The 20,556-nt window shown below is 57.2% G+C and carries 18 protein-coding genes; 5 read left to right on the top strand and 13 right to left on the bottom strand.

Translation table 11 applies throughout. The annotated features are described in order from the left end of the window. Positions 1-3 precede the first annotated feature (3 nt). A complete protein-coding gene (locus tag QRN85_RS05190; protein WP_284757008.1) occupies positions 4-705 on the bottom strand; it encodes a Crp/Fnr family transcriptional regulator in 702 nt (233 codons plus the stop codon). 144 nt (positions 706-849) lie between these two features. Here QRN85_RS05190 and QRN85_RS05185 point away from each other — a divergent pair, with 144 nt between their 5' ends. After that, the gene (locus QRN85_RS05185; RefSeq protein ID WP_062588316.1) at positions 850-1,086 is read left to right on the top strand and encodes a DUF6894 family protein; all 237 of its coding nucleotides are present in this window, start codon (positions 850-852) and stop codon (positions 1,084-1,086) included. Between the two features lie 215 nt (positions 1,087-1,301). Next, the gene (locus QRN85_RS05180; protein WP_062588314.1) at positions 1,302-1,811 is read left to right on the top strand and encodes a sigma-70 family RNA polymerase sigma factor; all 510 of its coding nucleotides are present in this window, start codon (positions 1,302-1,304) and stop codon (positions 1,809-1,811) included. Positions 1,812-1,976: 165 nt separating this feature from the next. Here the strand turns inward: QRN85_RS05180 and QRN85_RS05175 are convergent, their stop codons facing one another. The 7 genes from QRN85_RS05175 to QRN85_RS05145 form a co-directional block, all read right to left on the bottom strand. Further along, entirely contained in the window at positions 1,977-2,855 is an 879-nt protein-coding gene (locus tag QRN85_RS05175; protein WP_284757010.1) for an N-formylglutamate amidohydrolase, read from the bottom strand. Positions 2,856-2,867: 12 nt separating this feature from the next. Then, positions 2,868-4,415 carry a gamma-glutamyltransferase gene (locus QRN85_RS05170; protein ID WP_284757012.1) on the bottom strand — a complete coding sequence of 516 codons (1,548 nt, stop codon included), beginning with the start codon at positions 4,413-4,415 and terminating at the stop codon, positions 2,868-2,870. Further along, the gene (locus QRN85_RS05165) at positions 4,415-5,092 is read right to left on the bottom strand and encodes an RraA family protein (RefSeq protein ID WP_284757013.1); all 678 of its coding nucleotides are present in this window, start codon (positions 5,090-5,092) and stop codon (positions 4,415-4,417) included. The genes QRN85_RS05170 and QRN85_RS05165 overlap by 1 nt, the downstream gene beginning before the upstream one ends. Next, the gene (locus tag QRN85_RS05160) at positions 5,089-6,732 is read right to left on the bottom strand and encodes an ABC transporter ATP-binding protein (RefSeq protein ID WP_284757015.1); all 1,644 of its coding nucleotides are present in this window, start codon (positions 6,730-6,732) and stop codon (positions 5,089-5,091) included. Before QRN85_RS05160 ends, QRN85_RS05165 begins: the two co-directional genes overlap by 4 nt. 63 nt (positions 6,733-6,795) lie before the next feature. Continuing rightward, positions 6,796-8,373, bottom strand: a complete 1,578-nt coding sequence (locus QRN85_RS05155; protein WP_284757016.1) for an ABC transporter substrate-binding protein — start codon at positions 8,371-8,373, stop codon at positions 6,796-6,798. A gap of 30 nt (positions 8,374-8,403) precedes the next feature. Next, positions 8,404-9,243 (bottom strand): ABC transporter permease, encoded by an 840-nt coding sequence (locus QRN85_RS05150; protein ID WP_062588303.1) that lies wholly within the window; start codon positions 9,241-9,243, stop codon positions 8,404-8,406. A 10-nt stretch (positions 9,244-9,253) separates the two neighbouring features. Beyond that, entirely contained in the window at positions 9,254-10,174 is a 921-nt protein-coding gene (locus tag QRN85_RS05145; RefSeq protein WP_284757021.1) for an ABC transporter permease, read from the bottom strand. A gap of 125 nt (positions 10,175-10,299) precedes the next feature. Here QRN85_RS05145 and QRN85_RS05140 point away from each other — a divergent pair, with 125 nt between their 5' ends. The 3 genes from QRN85_RS05140 to QRN85_RS05130 all read left to right on the top strand — a co-directional run bounded on the left by QRN85_RS05140 (position 10,300) and on the right by QRN85_RS05130 (position 14,986). Further along, entirely contained in the window at positions 10,300-11,226 is a 927-nt protein-coding gene (locus QRN85_RS05140; protein WP_062588299.1) for a LysR substrate-binding domain-containing protein, read from the top strand. A 128-nt stretch (positions 11,227-11,354) separates the two neighbouring features. Beyond that, positions 11,355-14,699: a PAS domain S-box protein gene (locus QRN85_RS05135; protein WP_284757023.1), complete on the top strand. Its 3,345-nt coding sequence runs from the start codon at positions 11,355-11,357 to the stop codon at positions 14,697-14,699. 2 nt (positions 14,700-14,701) lie between these two features. Continuing rightward, positions 14,702-14,986: a hypothetical protein gene (locus tag QRN85_RS05130; protein ID WP_284757025.1), complete on the top strand. Its 285-nt coding sequence runs from the start codon at positions 14,702-14,704 to the stop codon at positions 14,984-14,986. 10 nt (positions 14,987-14,996) lie between these two features. Here the strand turns inward: QRN85_RS05130 and QRN85_RS05125 are convergent, their stop codons facing one another. From QRN85_RS05125 to QRN85_RS05105, 5 genes are all read right to left on the bottom strand, one after another. Beyond that, positions 14,997-15,629, bottom strand: a complete 633-nt coding sequence (locus QRN85_RS05125) for a hypothetical protein (RefSeq protein WP_284757026.1) — start codon at positions 15,627-15,629, stop codon at positions 14,997-14,999. An 89-nt stretch (positions 15,630-15,718) separates the two neighbouring features. Continuing rightward, the gene (locus tag QRN85_RS05120; protein ID WP_284757028.1) at positions 15,719-16,234 is read right to left on the bottom strand and encodes a DUF1810 domain-containing protein; all 516 of its coding nucleotides are present in this window, start codon (positions 16,232-16,234) and stop codon (positions 15,719-15,721) included. A gap of 12 nt (positions 16,235-16,246) precedes the next feature. After that, complete coding sequence (locus QRN85_RS05115) at positions 16,247-16,681, bottom strand: pyridoxamine 5'-phosphate oxidase family protein (RefSeq protein WP_062588290.1); 435 nt, start codon at positions 16,679-16,681, stop codon at positions 16,247-16,249. A 208-nt stretch (positions 16,682-16,889) separates the two neighbouring features. Further along, positions 16,890-18,335: an aldehyde dehydrogenase gene (locus QRN85_RS05110; protein ID WP_284757231.1), complete on the bottom strand. Its 1,446-nt coding sequence runs from the start codon at positions 18,333-18,335 to the stop codon at positions 16,890-16,892. Between the two features lie 71 nt (positions 18,336-18,406). Beyond that, positions 18,407-20,548 carry an acetate--CoA ligase family protein gene (locus tag QRN85_RS05105; RefSeq protein WP_284757030.1) on the bottom strand — a complete coding sequence of 714 codons (2,142 nt, stop codon included), beginning with the start codon at positions 20,546-20,548 and terminating at the stop codon, positions 18,407-18,409. Positions 20,549-20,556 lie beyond the last annotated feature (8 nt).

Raw genomic sequence — 20,556 nt, 5'->3', positions numbered from 1 at the left:
GCGTTAGTGAGCGTTTTCCCGATGAGAGATCAGTCGACGGTATTCGGCCTCTGGAATGCCGTAGGAGTCGCCGGCCTTTTCTTCGAGCGCGGCACGGTCTCGGACGGTGATAAGTGCACGTTCAGCGCGAATTGCCCTGTTGCCCTCAAGCTTGTGCAGCGCGTCTGTGACGCTGGGCCGCCTGACCCCGAGCATGACCGACAAAAAGTCGTGCGTCAGCGGAAGCTCGTCACCCAAACGGTCCTGGCACATGAGAAGCCATCGCGCGAGGCGTTGTTCGATATCGTAGCGACCATCTGCCAAGGCCGTGGCGGCGATCTGTATCATGAACACATGTGCATAACGCAGCAGCAACTCCCTGATCGCACGATTGGTGTCTATCAACTCCGTGAGGTCTGCTGATGCGATGCGCAAAGCGGTTCCGCCAGCCTGCATGAACGCCTTGTGAGGGCTCGAATCGACCCCCAGCAGCACCGGTACGCCGGAACAGCCCTCGTGGCCAATGCAGCCAACTTCGATTGATTTCGTTGCGAAAACGACCTCAGACGACAAGCCGCTCTCGAAAAAATAGACGTTGGTGATCGGCTTTTTGCTCTCAAACAGGGTCTGGTCCTGATCGAGTGTCACGAGCTCGGCGCGCGACCTTACCAGCGCGGCGTCCTTCTCGGGAAGAGTTCTCAACAGACCGTTATTTGTCCAAGTCACGCGGTGCCCTTTTCTTCGGTCCAAAGGCGATGCGGGCGAAAGCGTTTTGGACCAAATAAAACGCTTCCCTTATATGTCACGAATTTCACTCCGATGAAACTTTACTGGACGCCAAAGGTTCGGGTCCAACAGGGGAGAATCGCAATGAGATATTATTTTCACGTCCGAAGGCACTCAGAATTGCAGAGAGACCCGGAAGGTGCCGAGTTTGAAACGCTGGAAGATGCATGCAACGAAGCTCTGTGCGCAGCCCGTGAAATACTGGCAGAGAGAATGATCCGGGGTGAAGTGATTGATGGCGAGGTGTTCGAACTAACGAATGAGGCTGGCGAAATCATTCGAACAATTCCCTTCAGAGAAACGGTGCGATTTGATGAATGAAACTCACTCTCACTTTCACCTGCTACACGTATGAATTTGCCAAAGTTGCTATTTTGGTGCCCTGAAATGCCAAGGCTCCAGCAGTCTTTTCCTCAGCTTTTCCCATTTTTCAAGTGTAACTTATAGAGCGTACGTTAACGTACCCACTGCCTTCCAGTCGGAACGATGCTGGCGCCGAAGACTTCATCTACCTCTACCTAAGGAGGAGATTAAGCATGGCAGCAGAATTCAGCATTCAGCAGGAACTGGTCGCTCTCATCCCCGCGCTCCGCAGATTTGCGTCCCGGTTTCACCGAAGCACGACAGATGCCGATGACCTTGTTCAGGATACGCTTCTCAAGGCCCTGAAAGCTCTTCCCTCCTTCACGCCGGGTACAAACCTTAAATCCTGGCTGTTCACGATCATGCGCAATGCACACCACACGGCCTATCAGAAGGCCAAGCGCATCACAGTGGGAACGGAAAATCTCGAATTTCTGATGCCGGCAGCGGAATCTCCGCAGGAATGGGCTATGAGAAAAAAAGAATACGACAGAGCGGTGGCGGCAATGCCGGTCATCTATAGAGAAGTATTCCATCTTGTCGTAGAAGACGGTCAGGCCTACGACGCAGCGGCCAGCAAATGCCGTATCTCTGTTGGCACCGTTAAAAGCCGCGTCAATCGCGCCAAACACTTCCTCGCCGACCGCATGGGCGACACAATGGCAAACGTCGCCTCCATATGATTGGGCGGGGCCATCAAGAGGTGGCCATAATGACGATACACGATTGGCGCGCGGTCGCCGCTAGGAACCTGGGGTAACCTCAAGCGTCGCATTGATACCCCAACTCTGGAAAGAGTTTGCGCGAGGCGAGGGGCAGAAATATCAAGATGGGAGAGGGCAAACTCCTCAAGTCTTGACGCTCTGCACAAAGTCCCTGCAAGCCTCGCCAAGCCTTGCGAGATTTGCCTTCAGTTCGGAGTAGCCTGAGGTTTTCTGGCGGGTGGTTTCATCCATATAGAGTTTTCGGTTAATCTCAATCTGGATGCTGTGGCGGTTCTTTTCCGGGGCGCTATAGGCGGAGACGAGTTCGGCGCCGCGAAATGGCACGTTGAGAGAGACAGAATAGCCGAAGCTCTTGAGCGTTTCACAGACCATTCCCACGAATTCCGGCTCGGCGCTTGCCCCATCGTAATCACCAATCACCATGTCCTTGCGAATGGTTCCTGCCGGATCCGGGGATAGCGCGTGGCCGATAGCGGGCATGGAATGGCAATTGACGTGGTAGACCTTCCCGAACCGCTCATGGGTGCTGTCCAGCAGTCGTACGAGCTCACGGTGGTAGGGACGCCAGTAGGTGTCGATACGGTGCTCAAGTTCCTTTACGGTCAGTTTGCGCCCGTACATGGGTTGGTCTCCCCACGCGTAACGCCAGACCAGACCCATGCCGCGTCTGGCAGACGCACTGTCGCGAACCGGATGTGGCCACAGCCCTTCGACGAGATCCAGATCGACATCTTCAAGGGACCGGTTGAGATCCAGAAAACTGCGGGGAAATTGCGCGGTCAACAGCGGGGCGCCGATTGACGGAGCGAAACTGAAGAGGTCATCGACATATGTGTCGGAAGCTTGAAGGACCATGTCATCCGATACCACGCGCTCGAAATCATCAGGGATTGCCAGCCCGCTATGTGGCGAGTCGAAGACCATCGGGATGCCTGGCGCACTCGCTGGAATGATCGATAGCACGCCCTCGATGTCGAGGGGCTCTGCAAAATGGTCTGTCATTGGCGGTTCCTGCTATGCCGTGGCTGCGAAGGCGGCGGGGTAGGTGGTGTCTGGCATCCCGACGAATTCGCCGTTGCGGCGGCCGATCATGCCCGGCGCGGCGAAGGGTCTGGGGAAAACCGTTTGTGCTGCGGGTCTGATTCTGCCGATGCGCTCCAGCGCCTCCACATGGTCCGCAGGCATGTCCACATTGACGATGATGTCGTTGTGGGGACCTGTCGTCATGCGTGGCGTGTTCATCGCGTCTTCCACATCCATTCCGGCGTGGACGATCATGCCCGTCAGCTGCGTCAGCGCCGGGACAATCTGGTTGCCTCCGGCTGCACCGTAAGCGGCAAAAGTGCCGTTCTTATCCGTCAGGATGACGGGGCACATATTGCTTGGAGCATAGGCTTTCGGCACAAGCGAGTTCGCCCGCCCAGGTGTAGGATCGAACCACGACATGCCGTTGTTCAAGAGAATGCCTGTCGAAGGTGACAAGGCCCGCGCACCGAAGCGGTTGAGCAGGGTGAAGGTGATCGCCACCATTCGGCCCTCGCCATCCACGGCATTGACCTGAGTGGTGCTGGTCTTGTTGGTGGTTTCTGCGGGGTTGAGCCTGCGGCGATGCGCGCCGAAAGACTCCCACAGTGCCTGCGACATGGTGGCGAAGAAATCGCCATCGACGGGCCCTGGACCTCGCTTTTCATCGAAAAACGAAAGCGCATCGAACAAACGCTGTCCGGCGCTGGTCTCTCCCGGCACATGGACGATCTTGTCCTGCAAGGCCATGCTGCGCGCCGGGTAGATCAAGGCTTCGTAATCGGCAAGATCGTCCAGCGTCATGAAACTGCCGCCAGCCTGCAAATCGGAAATGAGGCGCTGACCGATGGAGCCGCCATACAGCGCGTCAGGTCCCTCAGCCGCCAGCGTCTGAAGCGTGTCGAAAAGTGCTGGTGTCGGCAGCACGCTGCCTGGCTCTGGTGGATGGCCGCCGGGCAGAAACACGGTGCGGGCGCCTTCATCGTCAGCAAGACCGGAGGCGGCGATGGCGATGGCGAGCGTGGTGTGCCAGTCCACCATCAGGCCTTGTTTCGCCCGCGCAATGGCCGGGGCCAATGCGTCTGCGAAGCCGATTGTTCCGTGCCGTTTCAATGCCTGGGCAAAGCCGCGAACACAGCCGGGAACGACTGCCGCGGTAAAGCCATCGACATTTCTGTTTTCAACGGACGCCGGATGGCCGATGAACGTCTTGATGCCTGGATCTGGCCTATAGAAGTCAATATCGAAGGAAGACGGGACACGACCGGTAAACTCGATCGTTTCGACCGTGCCATCGGGCTGCGCAATCAGCATGTAGCCGCAGGCTGCAAGGCTTGTCATCCACGGTTCGACGGTTTGCAAGGTGAAGGCCGCTGTTACTGCCGCATCGACAGCATTGCCACTGGCCCGCAGCACGGCGGCACCTGCTTCTGCGGCCACATAATGCTGCGACGTAACGACACCGCGTGAACTGACGCCTGCCACCTTGCGGGTGACGCTGCGTTCGACGCGAAGGTGGTCAAACTGCGGGTTTTCCATCAGCTCGCCTCCATGGCTGAGGCCACCATTCTGCTTGCGCCCGAGAGATCGCCAAGCTTTTCACCTGCTTCGATCTTGCCCTTATGGCGGCCCGCCCGCGCCTGCCGAGCCTCGGCCTCAACCAGAACGTCGAGAGCTTCATCTGTGGGAATGACGAGAATGCCGCTTGCATCTGCGACAACGATATCGCCCGGCATGACGGGCACGTTTCCGCAGGAAATGGGCAGGTTGAGCGAACCGCCCAGATCATTCAGGCGGGTCGTTATGGCGGAAACGCCGCGCGCCCACAGGGGCATCCCAAGCTCGACTATTTCTTCCACATCCGTGCACGGGCCATCGATGACGACGCCGACTGCGCCTGCTGTTTTGATCGCGAAGGCAACGCCACCACCGATACAGGCATGCCGATCATCGCCTAGCCGGTCTACGAATAGAAAGTCGCCGGGACGGATGAAGGAAACGGCATGATGCAGAAGGGTCGAGTCCGTGGCCGGAATGGCCAGCGTCACGGCGGTCCCGACCAGGGTCTGCTTGATGTCGACAACGGGTGAGATGGAATGGCGGACGAAGCCGCGATGACGGAAATGCCCTATTGTGGCGACTTCGACGCGTTCAAATCTCGCCCGCAGTTCAGGATCGATCTGCGCAGGCAGAGCGCCAATATGATATTTCTTCATGGGATTTCCTTTGAGAATGTCGGTGCGTCCTGGACGGGCCTATGCTGCCATCCCTTGCCCGGGACGGCGGCCAGCAATTCCTTGGTGTAATCGTGTTTGGGGGCACCGAAGAGGGTCGCCGGATCGCCGCGCTCAACGATGCGTCCTCGACGCATGACCGCGATATTGTCGCATATCTGGCTTGCGACGCGCAGGTCGTGGGTAATAAACAGGATGCCGAAGCCCAGCCGCTCCTGCATCCTTGCCAAAAGCTCGAGCACCTGTGCCTGCACCGAGACATCCAGTGCGGAAACGGATTCATCGGCAATCAGCAGTTCCGGTTCGACCGCAAGCGCCCGCGCGATGCAGATGCGCTGCCTTTGGCCGCCAGAAAATTCGTGGGGAAACCGCGTGGCAGAGGCACGGTCCAGTCCGCAAGCCTCAAGCAGATCGAGCGCACGGGCCATGGCTTCTTTCGAGTTGAGGCCGTGGACAATAGGTCCTTCCGCGATTGCGTCGCCTATACGCTGACGCGGGTCGAGAGCCGTATAGGGGTCCTGAAAGACAATCTGAACCTTGCGGCGGGCCTCCCTCAACGCTTTGCCACGAAGGCCGGCAAAATTCCCATCGGAGATGAAGATATCGCCGCTTTCCGGCTGCACGAGGCGGATGACGCATTGCGCCAGCGTCGATTTCCCCGAGCCGGACTCGCCGACAAGACCCAGCGTTTCACCTCTGCGGATGGTGAGGTCGACATTATCGACGGCTTTCACCGTTCGGCCAGTTCCGAATACGCCTTTGAGCGAAAACGTCTTGATGATGTTTTTCGCAATCAGAACCGGTGCCCCAAGGCCATCCCGCTCCTTTCTGGGCGTCAGTGTCGGTACCGCTGCCAGCAAGCGTTTCGTATAATCTTCACGGGGGTGGTTGAGCACCTCGTCCTTTGTGCCGATTTCGACCAGCCTGCCTTTCTGCATGACCGCGACGCGGTCGGCAATTTCTGCGACAACGCCGAAATCATGGGTGATGAAGATGATGCCGGTGCCGTGCCGTTCGCGCAGTTCAAGCATGAGCTTGAGGATCTGCGCCTGCGTCGTGACATCCAGTGCGGTGGTTGGTTCGTCAGCAATCAGGACCGCCGGATCAAGCGCAAGAGCTGTGGCGATCATGACGCGCTGGCATTGTCCACCCGACAGTTGGTGGGGGTAGGAATGGAAGATCTCTTCGGGATTTGGGAGGTGGACTTCCTGAAACAGCTTGATGACACGTTCCTTGATCTGCGCCTGCGACAGGGACGTGTGGACTTTGAAGGCTTCGGAGACCTGTTCGCCAATCCGGAAAATGGGATTGAGCGCAGCCGTCGGCTCCTGAAAGATCATGGCGATGCTGCGGCCTGTGATGCCGCGTCTCGTCGCATCGTCGATTGTCAGCAGGTTCTTGTTTTCGAACATCACCTCGCCGCGTGGCGCGCCGAGGTTGCGCGGCAAAAGACCCATCGTCGCCAGCGCCGTCAAGGACTTGCCGGAGCCGGATTCGCCAACGATGCACAGGATCTCTCCCTTGCCGATCGAGAGCGACAGATCCTCGACGGCAAAGCCGCGATCGGCGCCCTGCGGCAAGGGAACGCTGAGATGAGAGATGGACAGCCGCATGTCAGTCATTGGTATCCCGCCTTGTGAATTCCGGGAGACGCCATTTGCGTCTCCCACGCACCGAACCGCTCATCAGACGAGCTTGAAGTAGTCACCATAGATGCGCATTTCACCGTTCGGCTTCAGCCGGAATTCGATGCCTTGCCGATGGGCGCAGTTATAGACGCTCTTCCACATGTAATAGCCGGGCGTGACGCGTTGCCATTCATCCGACAATGCGAGGTAAGCCTTCTTGCGTTCTTCGAAGTCTGTGGCGGCTTCGAATTTCTTGCCGAGTTCAAGGAATTCGGGCGTCGGATCCCACGTCTTCCACGTTGCAGTAGACCTGGAGGCGGTTGGGCCCCAATCGAGCCAGAGAGGCTGATAGGGGTCGCCGGGAATGAAATCCGAGCTCATGGACATGTTCATCATGTGGTATGGGCGGCGATAGACAAGTTCGAAATTGTCCAGAACCTGTGCCTGAACATTCACGCCGATTTCGCGCCACTGCTCGATCATGATCTCTGCGGCGGCTTCGTAGTTGGGATAGAACTGGCGAGTGATGTGCCAGATGAGGGTTTCGCCCTTGTATTTCGTCTTCGCCACGAGAGCCTTTGCGGCTTCCACATCATAGGGCAGCTTCACCGGCAGGTTCGGATCGTAGAACTTGCCGTATTCCTTGAAGTTGAACGGGACAGCGGGGTGTTCGGTCGTGCCGTTGAACAGCGCCTGGACGATGGCGTTCATATCGATGGCCTGGACCATGGCATAGCGAAGGTTCGGATCGACAAGAGGGTTGTCGACAGGGTCTGCGCGTGTGTTGAAGGCAACCGCCGGATAATTGTCCGCGAGAACACGCTTCAGCGTCACGCCGTCATAGCCCTCAAGTGTGGCCTCCTGATCGGTCGGAATATTGACGATGAAATCGAACTCCTTCGAGACAAGCCCCGCCATGCGCGCTGCGAATTCTGGAACGATCTTCCAGTTGATCTTCTGTGCCGGTGGCGGGCCAGCCCAGTAGTCGTCAAAGGCGTCAAGAACCATCACCTCACCGGAGCGGAACGTCGTGACCCTGTAAGGACCCGTACCGATGGGCTTCTGTCCGAAGGCATCCACACCAACGTTGAGATAATATTTTTTCGGAACGACAAAGCCGATATAGCCAGTCAGCTTGCTGGGAATATTGGGGTCCGGATTGACCGTCTCCAGCTCGAATGTGTATTTGCCTGTGGCTTCGACGCGCTTGAAGCCCGCCGCAAATGTCTTGCCACGTGGCTCAAAGGGTTTTTCTCCCCAAAGGCGTTCTGCCGAAAGCGAAAAGACGGCATCCTCTGCGGTCATTTCACTGCCATCGTGGAATTTCACGCCTTCACGCAGGGTGAAAGTCCAGACGTTTCCGTTTTGCTCCCATTTCGTCGCCAGCTTGGGCGCAAAAATCAGGCCGTTCTCGTCATTTATGTAATCGCGTTCGACAAGCGTATCGTAGAAGTTCGGAAAAATCCGGCGTGAGGTGGTGGATATGCCGTTGATCGGCGCCATCGTGGCCCAGAGATTATCGACGGCGATGTTCAAGGTTGGCCGCTGCTGGGCGTGAGCAATGGGCACGCGTGCGGCCAGACTGGCTGCGCCTGCTGCAAGAATAAGACTTCCAACTTCACGTCTGGTAAACATTTGTTCTTACCTCTCCTGGTCTTGTTCTGTTTATGCGTTACGGCCCTGCAGCATCGGATCCAGCCGGTCACGCAGCCAGTCGCCAACGATGCTCATGGAAAGTGTCACGAGGAAAATGACCGTGCCGGGCACGACCGATATCCACCACGCTGTCGAAAGATAATCGCGTCCGTCACCAAGGATCTGGCCAAGGCTGGTCTGCGGTGCCTGAATGCCAAGGCCCAGGAAGCTCAGCGATGTTTCCAGCAGTATGATCTGCGGAAAGGTCAAGGTGACCTGAACGATGAGTGCGCTTGCGACGTTGGGAAGCACATGTTTCAGGTAAAGGCGTCCGTTGCCTGCACCCAAAGCAACAATGGCCTTGGCGTAGGGTTGGTTGATGGCTGAAAGCACCACGCCGCGGGACAGGCGGGCATATTTTTCCCAGCCGAACAGACCCATCAGCAGAATGAAGAGAACGAGGCTGTTGCCGAAGAAGGCCAGCAGCGTAAGCGTAATGAGAATGAAGGGCAGCGAAGCCTGGAAATCCACCAGCATCATCAGTGCTTCATCGACAAAGCCACGGAAATGCGCTGCGATAAAGCCGATCAGCGAACCGAAAACAGCGCCTATGATTGTGCCCGCCAGAGCCACCGTCAACGACATCTGCAGGGCCGCGATAAGACGGGCAACCATGTCACGACCAATGCGGTCGGTGCCCAGCGGAAAATTCGGGTTGCCGCCGGTGAGAAACGCCGGGGGCTTCAGGCGCGCCAGAAGGTTCTGCTGCGTCACACCATGCGGCGTAAAGATGTTGCCGACGATGGCGACGAAGACTGCCAGAGCGAGCACAATGATGGCAAAGATGAGAATGGGAGAGCGGCGCTTCATCGTTGCAATCCTAATTCGAGACGCGAATGCGCGGATCTAGCAGACCGTAAAGCAGGTCCACGATCAGATTGGCGATAACCATTGTCATGGCCATGACGAGCACCAGAGCCTGCACCACCGCAAGATCCCGCGACGAGACGGCGGTGACCAGCAGCCGTCCGACGCCCGGCCAGGCAAACACCGTTTCGACGACAATCGCACCGCCGATGAGCTCACCCAGATTGAGACCTATGATGGTAACGATCGGAATTCCGGCATTGGGCAGCGCATGGAAAACAATTCGCTTCCAGTAACTCACGCCTTTTGCGGCTGCCGCACGAATATAGAGCTTGTCCAGCACCTCCAGCATGGCAGACCGGGTGAAGCGCGCCAGGGTCCCTGCGGTAAAGGTCGCGAGCGTCAGGGCGGGCATGATGAAATGCCATATCGTGCCCGTGCCCGAACTCGGAAGCAACTGAAGACCTAAGGAAAACAGCAGGATGAGCAGAATGCCGAGGAAGAAGTTCGGAATGGCAAAGCCAAAGACGGCAGTTGCCATGATGAGGTTGTCGAAGGGCGAACCGCGCTTGATGGCGGCAAAGATGCCTGCGGGAATGCCGATGACGATGGCGCCCGCATAGGCAACGAGGCCGAGCATGATGGTCCACGGCACGCGCTCGGCGATGATATCGATGACTTCACGGCCATCGCGATAGGAAATACCGAACTGGCCTGTCGCCATCTGGCCGATATAGCGCAGATACTGTACCCACAGACTATCGTCCAGACGCCAGAGCGCGCGGAACTGCTCGATTTCCTGGGGTGTCGCGTCGGCCCCCACAAGGGCCACAACCGGATCTCCCGACGTTCTCAACACGACGAATGTGAACGTAATGACAAACCACAGCGTCAGAACTGTGCGCAAGATTTTTAGCGACCAGAATCGTGTCATGGTGCTCCGTTTTCTGGAACCGATGGTTCAGCTATTCCCGTTATTTCTATATTTTTTTAAGAGATAACCATGGGAATAGATTATTATCTATTACAAAATAACCATGGGATTGATATGTGTAGCGTATGAAATACGGCATAGAGTTTCGTCACCTTCACTATTTCGCCTGCGTCGCAGAGGAGCTGCATTTCAGCCGCGCGGCTGACAAGCTGGGCATGGCACAGGCTCCGCTCAGCCAGCAGATCCGTCAGCTTGAGGAACGTATTGGCACACGCTTGTTCCTGCGCACGACACGAAGCGTGAAGCTGACTCCGGCTGGTGAAATATTCCTGAGACATGCGATGGAAATTCTAGGTGGCATCGACCGGGCCGTCACGCACACCCGTTCCATTTCCGGAGACGATGGTGGAAAGATTTACGTCAGCGGGGTTCATGTTGCGTTGTCGCACATCCTGCCGGAGGTGATCGCCGAGTTTCACAGGAAGTATCCCAATATCCAGGTGGACGTGCAGCTGTTGGGAACGGCGAGCCAGTTGGAGATGCTCCAGAGTGGCAAGGTCCAGGTCGCCTTCATTCGCCCGACCAACCCTGCGGGATTCCTGAAGACCGATCACCTGTTGAAGGAAGGTTTCGTCGCTGTTTTGCCCAAGCACCACCGCCTGGCCGAGCGGGATGACATTGGCGTTCGTGATTTTGCCGGGGAGCCGATCATAACCTACGCGCCGACAATCGGTGCGAGCTATCACCATGCCATCATGGACGCGTTCCGTCGTGCAGCGATCTATCCGATGATCGTCCAGGAAGTGTCCCACACGCTCGCCATCGCCACACTGGTTGCAGCGGGCGTGGGCATTGCAATCGCGCCATCGTGGCTCGCCCACAATCTCAGCCCCCATCTGGTTTACCGTCCTCTGGATGAAATACCTGATGAGGTCGAACTGATCATTGGCTGGCAGGCCAATGAAACGTCGAAAGTCATTCTGGATTTCATCGAGATTGCAAAGAACACATGTGCTGGCCGCAACCGGCTGCGGTCTATGGTGGGGCGTTAAATACGATAGGGCCGGTGGAGGCCTTTCTCGCGCGGGGCACCGGCAACACGCTAGTTTTATAAGCCATTGCTTTACTGTTATGCCAATCGATTGTAGGCAGGATCGCGAATATATCGGGATGAATGAGAATGAATGTTTCGGCTGGCACCCAGACGCAGTGGATCAAGACTATTCTGGATGATCTGGCTGCCAAGCCTGTAGGGGCATATGACGCGTGGCCTGCAACGCTCAAGACCATGTTCGGTACGGTTGCTGCTTCTCCCCATCAGGTCATTCTATTCTGGGGCCCGGAATATCTGGCCATCTATAATGAAGCCTATGCACCCACAATCGGCCTGAAACATCCCGCCGCCTTCGGCAGTCGTGCCTGCGAATATTGGGCGGAGCTTTGGGACGACCTCGAACCCCTGCTCGATCAGGTGAGGAACAAGGGCGAGCCCGTCTATATCAAGGACAGACCCTTCTACATCGAGCGCCATGGCGAGCCGGAAACCGTTACTTTCGACATAGCCTATTCGGCCGTTCCCGATGACACGGGACAAATCGCCGGCGTGCTTTGCATCGTCAGCGAAACGACCGAGCGCACCCGTGCGGAACAACGGCTAACCGAAAGCGAGGCGCGCTTCCGCAACATGGCGGACCACGCTCCAGTGATGATGTGGGTGGTGAACGAGAGTGGTTACTGCACCTACCTGAACAGCCGCTGGTATCAATATACGGGACAGACTCCCGAGCAGGCTGAAGGTTATGGTTGGCTTGACGCTACGCACCCCGACGACAAGGCGCGGGCGACGGAGGCTTTTCTAGAGGCCCTGGCGAAGCAGGAGAGTTTCAGGCTCGAGTACCGCCTACGGCGTCGGGACGGTGTCTATCGCTGGGCAATCGATGCAGCCGAGCCGCGTTTTTCGCCAGATGGCAATTTTCTTGGCTATATCGGCTCCGTCATCGATATCGACGAGCGTCACGAGATAGAGCAGAAGCTGTGGGAGAGCGAAAACGGGCTTCGTGCGCTGACAAATTCCATCGACCAGATGGTCTGGTCCACGCGCCCGGACGGCTTCCACGATTTTTATAACACGCGATGGTATGATTTTACCGGAGTCGAGCGGGGCTCGACCGATGGTGCGGGCTGGAACGACCTGTTTCATCCCGAGGACAGGGACCGGGCTTGGGCTGTCTGGCGCGAGTCTCTTGAAACGGGCAAGCCTTATCATATCGAATACAGGTTGCGGCATCACTCAGGGCAATATCGCTGGGTGATCGGGCGCGCCAAGCCGATCACGAATGCCGATGGCAAGATTACGCGCTGGTACGGTACCTGTACCGACGTCCACGAGCTGAAATCTGCCGAGTTGAGCCGCAGTGCCATTGTGGCATTTGACGAAGTAGCGGCACGGCTGCACGACCCGGATGCAATCATCAAGGCCGGATTGGAGGCCGTGGTCACGACGATGAAAGTCGGCCGCGCTGGCTATGGGACAATCGACGAGAAGACTGAGACGGTCCATATCAGTCACGATTGGACCGTTGAAGGGATGCCCCCCTTGTCCCCTCTGCATAAGCTTCGTGATTATGGACAGCTCATTGAAGGTTTGAAGCGCGGGGAAGTCGTTGTCATTACGGATGCTCGTCTTGACGGGCGAACCCGTGATCAACAGGAGAATTTCGACGCGATTTCCGCTAGGTCGAGCGTGAGCGTTCCGCTGCGGGAAAGAAACGGGCTGGTTGCGGTGTTGTTCGTGAACAATCCCAACACCACGGAATGGAGCGCAGAGGAACTGACGTTCCTGAAGGATATGGCCGGACGCATTCGCAACTCGGTGGAAAGGCGTCGCGCCGAAAACGATCTGCGCCAGCTGACCGATAATCTCGAGGAGCAGGTTGCGCGGCGGACCGAAGAGCTGCGCAAATCCGAAGAGCGGTTGAAGCAAAGCCAGAAACTTGAAACGATTGGCAAGTTGACGGGCGGCGTTGCGCATGACTTCAATAACCTTCTGCAGGTTGTCGCAGGCAATTTGCAATTGTTGCAGAAGGATGTCGCCGGAAACGAGCGCGCCGAGCGCAGGGTTACCAATGCCATGGCGGGCGTCAGTCGCGGCGCCAAGCTTGCAAGTCAATTGCTCGCTTTCGGACGGCGGCAACCGCTCGATCCGAAGGTGATCAATGTTGGCAGGTTCCTGCGGGACATGGATGACATGTTGCGCCGATCTATCGGGGAAGCCGTCGAGATTGAAACGATCATTGGCGGTGGTCTGTGGAACTGTCTCGCCGACCCTACGCAGGTCGAGAATGCCATACTCAATCTGGCAATCAACGCCCGTGACGCCATGAGCGGGCAGGGGAAGCTGACGATCGAAGTGGGCAACGCATATCTGGACGACCAATATGCGGAAAAGCACGAGGATGTCAGCACCGGCCAATATGTGATGATATCGGTAACCGACACCGGTTCAGGCATTTCACCCGAAATGCTCGATCAGGTTTTCGAACCCTTCTTCTCGACCAAGCCGGAAGGGAAGGGAACTGGCCTTGGCCTTTCCATGGTGTTCGGCTTCGTCAAGCAATCCGGCGGCCATGTCAAAATCTACTCGGAAGTTGATCACGGCACGACCGTGCGAATGTATCTGCCAAGGGCAAACGCGTCTGAAGACCGTGAGACCGTCAACCTTTCGGGCCCTGTTATTGGCGGGAACGAGACTATTCTTGTTGCCGAAGATGACGATGAGGTTCGCGGCACCGTTGTCGAAACCTTGACCGATCTCGGATATCGGGTTGTCAAGGCACCGAATGCCGATGCGGCACTGGTTGTGATTGAGGCCGGTGTGCCCATCGACCTGCTGTTTACGGATGTCGTCATGCCGGGAACGATGAAAAGCCCCGAGCTTGCCCGCCGTGCAAAAGAGCGTCTGCCTGATATCGCGGTGCTCTATACGTCCGGCTACACGGAAAACTCCATTGTACATGACGGGCGGCTGGATCCCGGCGTGGAGCTTTTGTCCAAGCCCTATACGCGTGAGGCGTTGGCCAAGAAAATCCGGCACGTGCTGGCAAATCGGGCACAGCGTATTGAGGCAAAGGACCGCTCTATCCCGAAACGTGCGCAAACGGTTCCGGCCGTTGAGGCCACCGTAAGCAAACGCATTCTGCTCGTGGAGGATGATCCGCTCATTCGAGCAAATACGGCCGAATTGCTCATTGAACTCGGCCATGAAGTTATGGAGGCGGAAACCGGCGCTGAGGCTTTGCGGCAGGCGGCAGATGGCGATCTGGATATTCTGGTTATGGACATCGGTCTGCCGGATGTGAGTGGCGAGGATCTTGCGGGTCAACTGGCGGGCATCAAGCCCGATCTCAAGATCATTTTCGCGACCGGTCACGCAATCCGCTCGCATGCACAGCCAGGTGCAGTTTCGTTGATTAAGCCCTACAACAAGGACGACCTTGCCGCAGCGATTGCCAAGGCCACTGCGTAGCCATGCCGGATGCATCCGGAGACAAGGCTGCTTGGGAGGTGCTGCAAGCGCTGTCTCGCTTTCCGGACGGCTACATACGCGGAACCTTTGATGGTTCGGTCTGGGGCGTTACAGTCAGGCGTTCCGATGATGGCAGACGTATATGGTTGTTTGCGGAGGATCTGGCTGGCACGGATATTGTGAGCTTCAATATCTATCGGCTGAGCTCTGGAGGCAGTGTGCTAAAACCCTGCGAAATGTCTTCCGAAAAGATTGTGGCATTCATGCTCGGTTTTGTCGCCGATTAGGCTCAAGGCATCAGCGCAAAAAGCCTTCCGCGCTGAAATCTTCCCAGCCGCGCAGATCTGCGTCTGGCTTGTCTGCGGAAGCGTCTTTTGACTTGGCCTTTGTCTTGGCGCCTTTGAGAGAGCGCGTCAGCTTTGCCTTGTAGGCAGCGCGTCTCCTGTTTTCCTTCGCAGCGGCGGCATCGTCCTCGCGCCAATCTTCAATGATGCCGCTATCGAGCAAGCCCACCACCATTTTCGGGTCGAAGACATGGAAGGTTATCTTCTTCGCCCTTCCTCGCAATTTTACTGTCCGCGTGCCAGCACTCGGCAATCTGCCATCGGCAAGCCAGCGGTGCCTTTCGGTTGCGGAGATTGTCAGAATATCCTGTATCTCTCTGGGGATAACCGGCAGGTCTTCGATCTTTTCAAGGCATTTCGAGACAATTGAAGACACGGCGTTGAAAGCCGCTTTTTCCGCTTCCGGCATGATGAGGCTCAGCGTCGTGCCATCGCTGGTCAGTAATTTTTTATAGGCCAGTGGCACCTTCGCCCTAAGCTCCAGCAGCAGGCCGTGCGCTCGTACCGCTGAGCCGAGCGTCGCCGATGCAGGAAGCTGCCAAGTCTTGATGATCTCGACGTGATCGTTTTTCTTTTGTTTCGGCATCGCTTGAACACATGGGTGGCGCGTGGCTGCGTTTCAATAAACGCCACGAGGCTTTGTTTGATCGGACCGGAATGCGATAACTCCCGATATCACCTGTTCAACAAGGATATGGTCTTTTCATCCGGTTGACCACCATAGAAGCGCTTCAATGCCTCTTCGAACAGGTTGCCATCAGGGCTGATGGCGTCAAAGAGTGTAAGACAGGAGCGAAACTTCAAATCGTCGGGCGACCCGAAAATTTCGTGCGCCGTCTTGTCTTTGTGACCCATCACGATGCTGACGCAGTTCTTTAACCGGTCACCCAGAACCTGGTGGTTTAGGTAGGAGCGCGCTTCGGCCTCGGAACCGATGGAGTAGATTTGTGCCATTGACGATGAACCGAGCCCGGCAATCTGGGGGAAGATGAACCACATCCAGTGCGTTCTTTTCTTCCCGTCTGTCAGTTCCTGCAGGACTGTTTCAAAGACAGCATCCTGCGCCTGGGTAAACCGGTGTAAATCAGATGCTGGGCTATCTTTTATCACCCGGCGTTCCTCCAAGGAGAACAGTTGTGTAGAACGACACCGAGCCGATGTGTCAGACATCGGCCCGGACTGGTAAACCATGCATCTGCCCGGTCAGAGCGAAATGGAACCCTCGTCTGCGCCATCCCAATAGCGTATGTTTTTAGCCCTGACGGCGATCATGACGATGTCGGGCGTATCGATGCCTTCCGGGAAATAACGGTCCAGATCCTTCGTCCAGTGCTCTTCGAACTGCGACTTGTCATCAATGAGAGAAGCATTGCCCTCGACCGTGATGAAAAGCGGTGACCCGCCCAGCATGCCAACCGCTCCGGTATAGGTGAGACTTACGTTGTTATCAGACCTGATTTCGCTGACTTTGTTTGATGAGCCATAGGCGAAGAAATAGCTGTCGCCATCATATTCAACATCGCCATTGTTGCTCATCGGCCGTGCAGTCAGTCCGTTTACGGACGATCTTGTGTTCAACATCGCGAAGTCAAGCTTCGCCATTTTCTTGGAAAGGTCTTTCAGACTGAGGTCAGACATATGCGCTCCGCATGTTGCGAGGATGAAGTCTGTCCAACTGCTGGCAGAACCAATGGTTCCGAGGCAGCAATCCGCGTTTCCGATGGAAGGCGGTCATCCGGCACCTGCTCGCTGAAAAAGTGTCGAAGCCCGGGCTGAAACGCAAAAGACACTCAGGCGATCGCCCAAGTGTCTTTCGTGGAAACACCCTTGCGGGTGGGGAGAACGCTTAGAATGGGTAGTGCTGGCCTGGATCCTCAACCGTGATCCAACGCAGGTCGGTAAATTCTGCAATCGCTGCCTTGCCGCCGAAACGGCCATAGCCACTTTGCTTTACGCCGCCGAATGGCATTTGCGCTTCGTCGTGCAGGGTCGGGCCATTGATATGGCAAATGCCCGACTCGATGCGCGCAGACATCTCCATCGCCCGCTTGATGTTTTGGCTGAAGATGGCCGACGAAAGGCCGTATTCGGTATCATTGGCAACCCGCAAAGCTTCCTCATCATTGGAAACGCGGATGATTGGCTTTACCGGGCCAAAGGATTCGTCCGAGTAGACCTTCATATCGGGCTTCACGTGATCGAGAAGCGTTGCCTCTACCACGGTGCCGGTGCGTTTTCCGCCAGCTACAAGCTTGGCACCTTTCGCGGTCGCGTCGGCGATGAGGCTTTCCATTCTATCAGCGGCTTCGGAGCTGATGAGAGAGCCCAGCACGACATGGCCACGAGGGTCTCCGGCGGGAAGCTGCGAGGCACGTGCGGCCAGCTTCGCCACGAACTCATCGGCAATCGCGTCCTGCACGATGATCCGTTCGGTCGACATGCAGATCTGTCCCTGATGCATGAAGGCTCCGAAGATTGCAGCATTGACGGCGCCATCGATGTCGGCATCGTCAAGGACGATCAACGGTGCCTTGCCGCCAAGTTCCAGCAATGCAGGCTTGATATGCTCGCCGCACAGCTTCGCGATGATCTTTCCGACCTTTGTCGAACCGGTGAAGTTGACGCGGCGGACTGCCGGATGAGCAATCAGGGCAGCGACAATATCGCCCACATCTTCCGGCGCATTGGTGATGACGTTGATCACGCCAGCAGGAAGGCCCGCTTCAACCAGTGCTGCGCCGATCAGGCTATGGGTGCCGGGGCACTGCTCTGATGCCTTGAGGATGACGGTATTGCCACAGGCGATGGGCATTGCAATTGCGCGTGTGGCGAGAATGACCGGTGCATTCCACGGCGCAATGGCAAGGCAGACGCCCGCTGCCTGGCGAATGCCCATGGCCAGCGTACCAGGCTTGTCGGACGGAATGACTTCACCCGTGATCTGGGTTGTCATGGAAGCCGCTTCACGCAGAACATTGGCCGCGAGCATGACGTTGAAACCCGCCCAAGGCCCGGTTGCGCCGGTTTCCTCGATCATGAGCGTCGTAAATTCCGCGACCTTGGAAGCCAGAATGTCGGCGGCCTTCAACAACAGCGCGCGGCGCTGCAAGGGGCCTGTCTTGGACCACTCTGGAAACGCTGCGGAGGCTGCTTCTACCGCAGCATTGACATCCTCGATGCCAGCTGCTGCGGCACGTGTGGCCAGCTTCTGCGTGAAAGGGTCCAGCCTGTCATAGGTCCGACCGCTTGCGGCAGCGCGTGAAACGCCATTAATCAGAAGGGAAATATTCATAACGGTCTCCTCTTTTCCTCACCCCGGCAACAGTTGATTATAGTAATATTCCGTTGCCTTCGAATGGTTTGTTATTGATGTGACGGACTGTTGAATATGAGCGCGTCGAGCGCGACTGCTCCCTCGCTCTCGGGATAAAGCACGACCGGATTGAGGTCGATTTCCGAGATGGAAGGATTGGCCAGAAGCAGCCCGCCAATATGCGAGATGATGTCTGCCGCCGCCTTGATATCCAGTGCTGGCGAGCCACGGAAACCATGCAGCAGCTCTGCCGCCTTCAACTGGTTCAACTCTGCGATGATGGCATCGACTGTCAGATCGGGAGGCAGCAGGCGAACATCCTGATGGATTTCCGCCGTTACGCCGCCAAAGCCTGCGAGGATGACGGGTCCCCAGTCCGGGTCGTTGCGAGCGCCGACAATGAGTTCGACGCCGGATTTTCCCATGTGCTCCAGCAGCACGCCATCCAGCACCAGGCCCGGGCGATGATGGGCAATGTTGCCTTGCAGACGTTGCCAGCCCTCTTTCAGAGCCTCCGCATCCGCCAGTTTGAGAATGACGCCGCCGGCATCGCTCTTGTGGCTGAGATCCGCAGACTGGGCCTTGAGGACCAGCGGGTAACCGACCTCCTGTGCCACAGCAAGGGCTTCATCCAGCGAGGTCACGAAATGTCCCTTGGGGAAGGGAATGCCGCAGGGTGCGAGAAGCTCTTTGGCCCGGTATTCGGGGATAACACCTTCGACAGTCGAGATGCCGATATCCGTCAACTGCTGACCGCTTGCCGGGGTGAAATCTCGCTTCGCGAAATCGCCAATCCGCTTCAAAGCCCTGAAGGCGCGCTCTGTCGATGGGAAATAGGGTATGCCATGCGCCCGCAAACGTTCAATATATTCTGCTGGGAAGGGGGCGCCTTCATCCAGACCGGCAAAGATGAGCGGTTTCTGCGAAGTGCTGTTTTCGACGGCTTTGAGGATGGGCGGCAGCTTGATGCCAGATGTGACAGGGTCCGTCTGAATGATGCAGGCGACAACGCTGCCAAACCGGTCGTCGTGCAGGAGAGACGTGAGTGTTCTCTCGTAGAGGTCCGGTTCGACAAGGCCCTGTGCGGTAATATCGAGCGGGTTGCTGACGCCGACAAAGGCTGGCAGGGTAGCGCGCAGCTCGGGCGCATTGGTGTCATCGATGGCTGGCAAGGCAAGGCCAATTTCCTCGCAATGATCGAGCATCAGCGCCTTGAACGCACCGGACTCGCCCATGATTGCCGGTCCTTCGGACGGTATCTGCTTGCAGCGAAGCAGGATTTCGGTGATATCGCCCAGCTCTTCCAGGGTTTCTGCAAAGATGACGCCCGCCCGCTCGACGTGAACACGCATGACCTGGTAGTCGCCCGTCATCGCGCCCGTATGGGTAGCAGCAGACTCACGCGCAGCGCTGCTCTTGCCGGGATGAAGGAGAACAATCCGCTTTCTCTTTTCACGGGCCTTGCGTGCGGCTGCAAGGAAGCGCGACGGCTGACGGAACTGCTCGACAATCAGCGCCATCACCGATGTCGATGGGTCTTCAAGTAGATACTCGACATAATCTTCGACGCCGCTGCCGGCCTCATTGCCGGTCGAAACCGAGTAGGAAATGCCAAGATCACGGCTTGCAAATGTCACGCCGAGCACGGCTGCCATGGCGCCGCTTTGAGACACGATTGCGACGCCCGCCCGGCCATCGAGAGACTTGGTCTGCGTTTCGATGAAGGTGAGGGGAATGTGATCGATATGATTGACCATTCCCAGGCAATTCGGTCCTTCAACCACCATGCCGACCTCAGCGGCGATCCGGCTGATCTCGCGCTGCTCGGCCAACCCCTCTTCACCGCCTTCGGCAAAACCGGCGGAGAAGATGACAACCGAGCCGACACGACGGCGCGCGAGCGCCGTCACGGATTCCAGAACCGCGCCGCGTGGAATGGCGAGGACGGCGGCATCGACGCCTTCAGGCAGATCGTCGATGGATGGCAGGCACGGCCTGCCGCCAATCTCGGCCCGTTTCGGGTTGATGAGATGGATGTCTCCCTTGAACCCATTGCGCTCAAGATTTGTGAGGACCGAGGCGCCGAGTGCGCCCGGCTTGTCGGAAGCGCCGACAATGGCGACAGATCCCGGACGCAACAAGCGTTCCATGGCCGCCCGTGACCGGACGTCAGCGTGATTCTGGCGTGTCATGGGCCTCT

It is taken from the genome of Agrobacterium sp. fls2-241-TYG-188a (genome assembly GCF_030209845.1).
The sequence above is the reverse complement of the archived record's forward strand: the minus strand, read 5'-3'. Positions and strand labels throughout refer to the sequence as shown.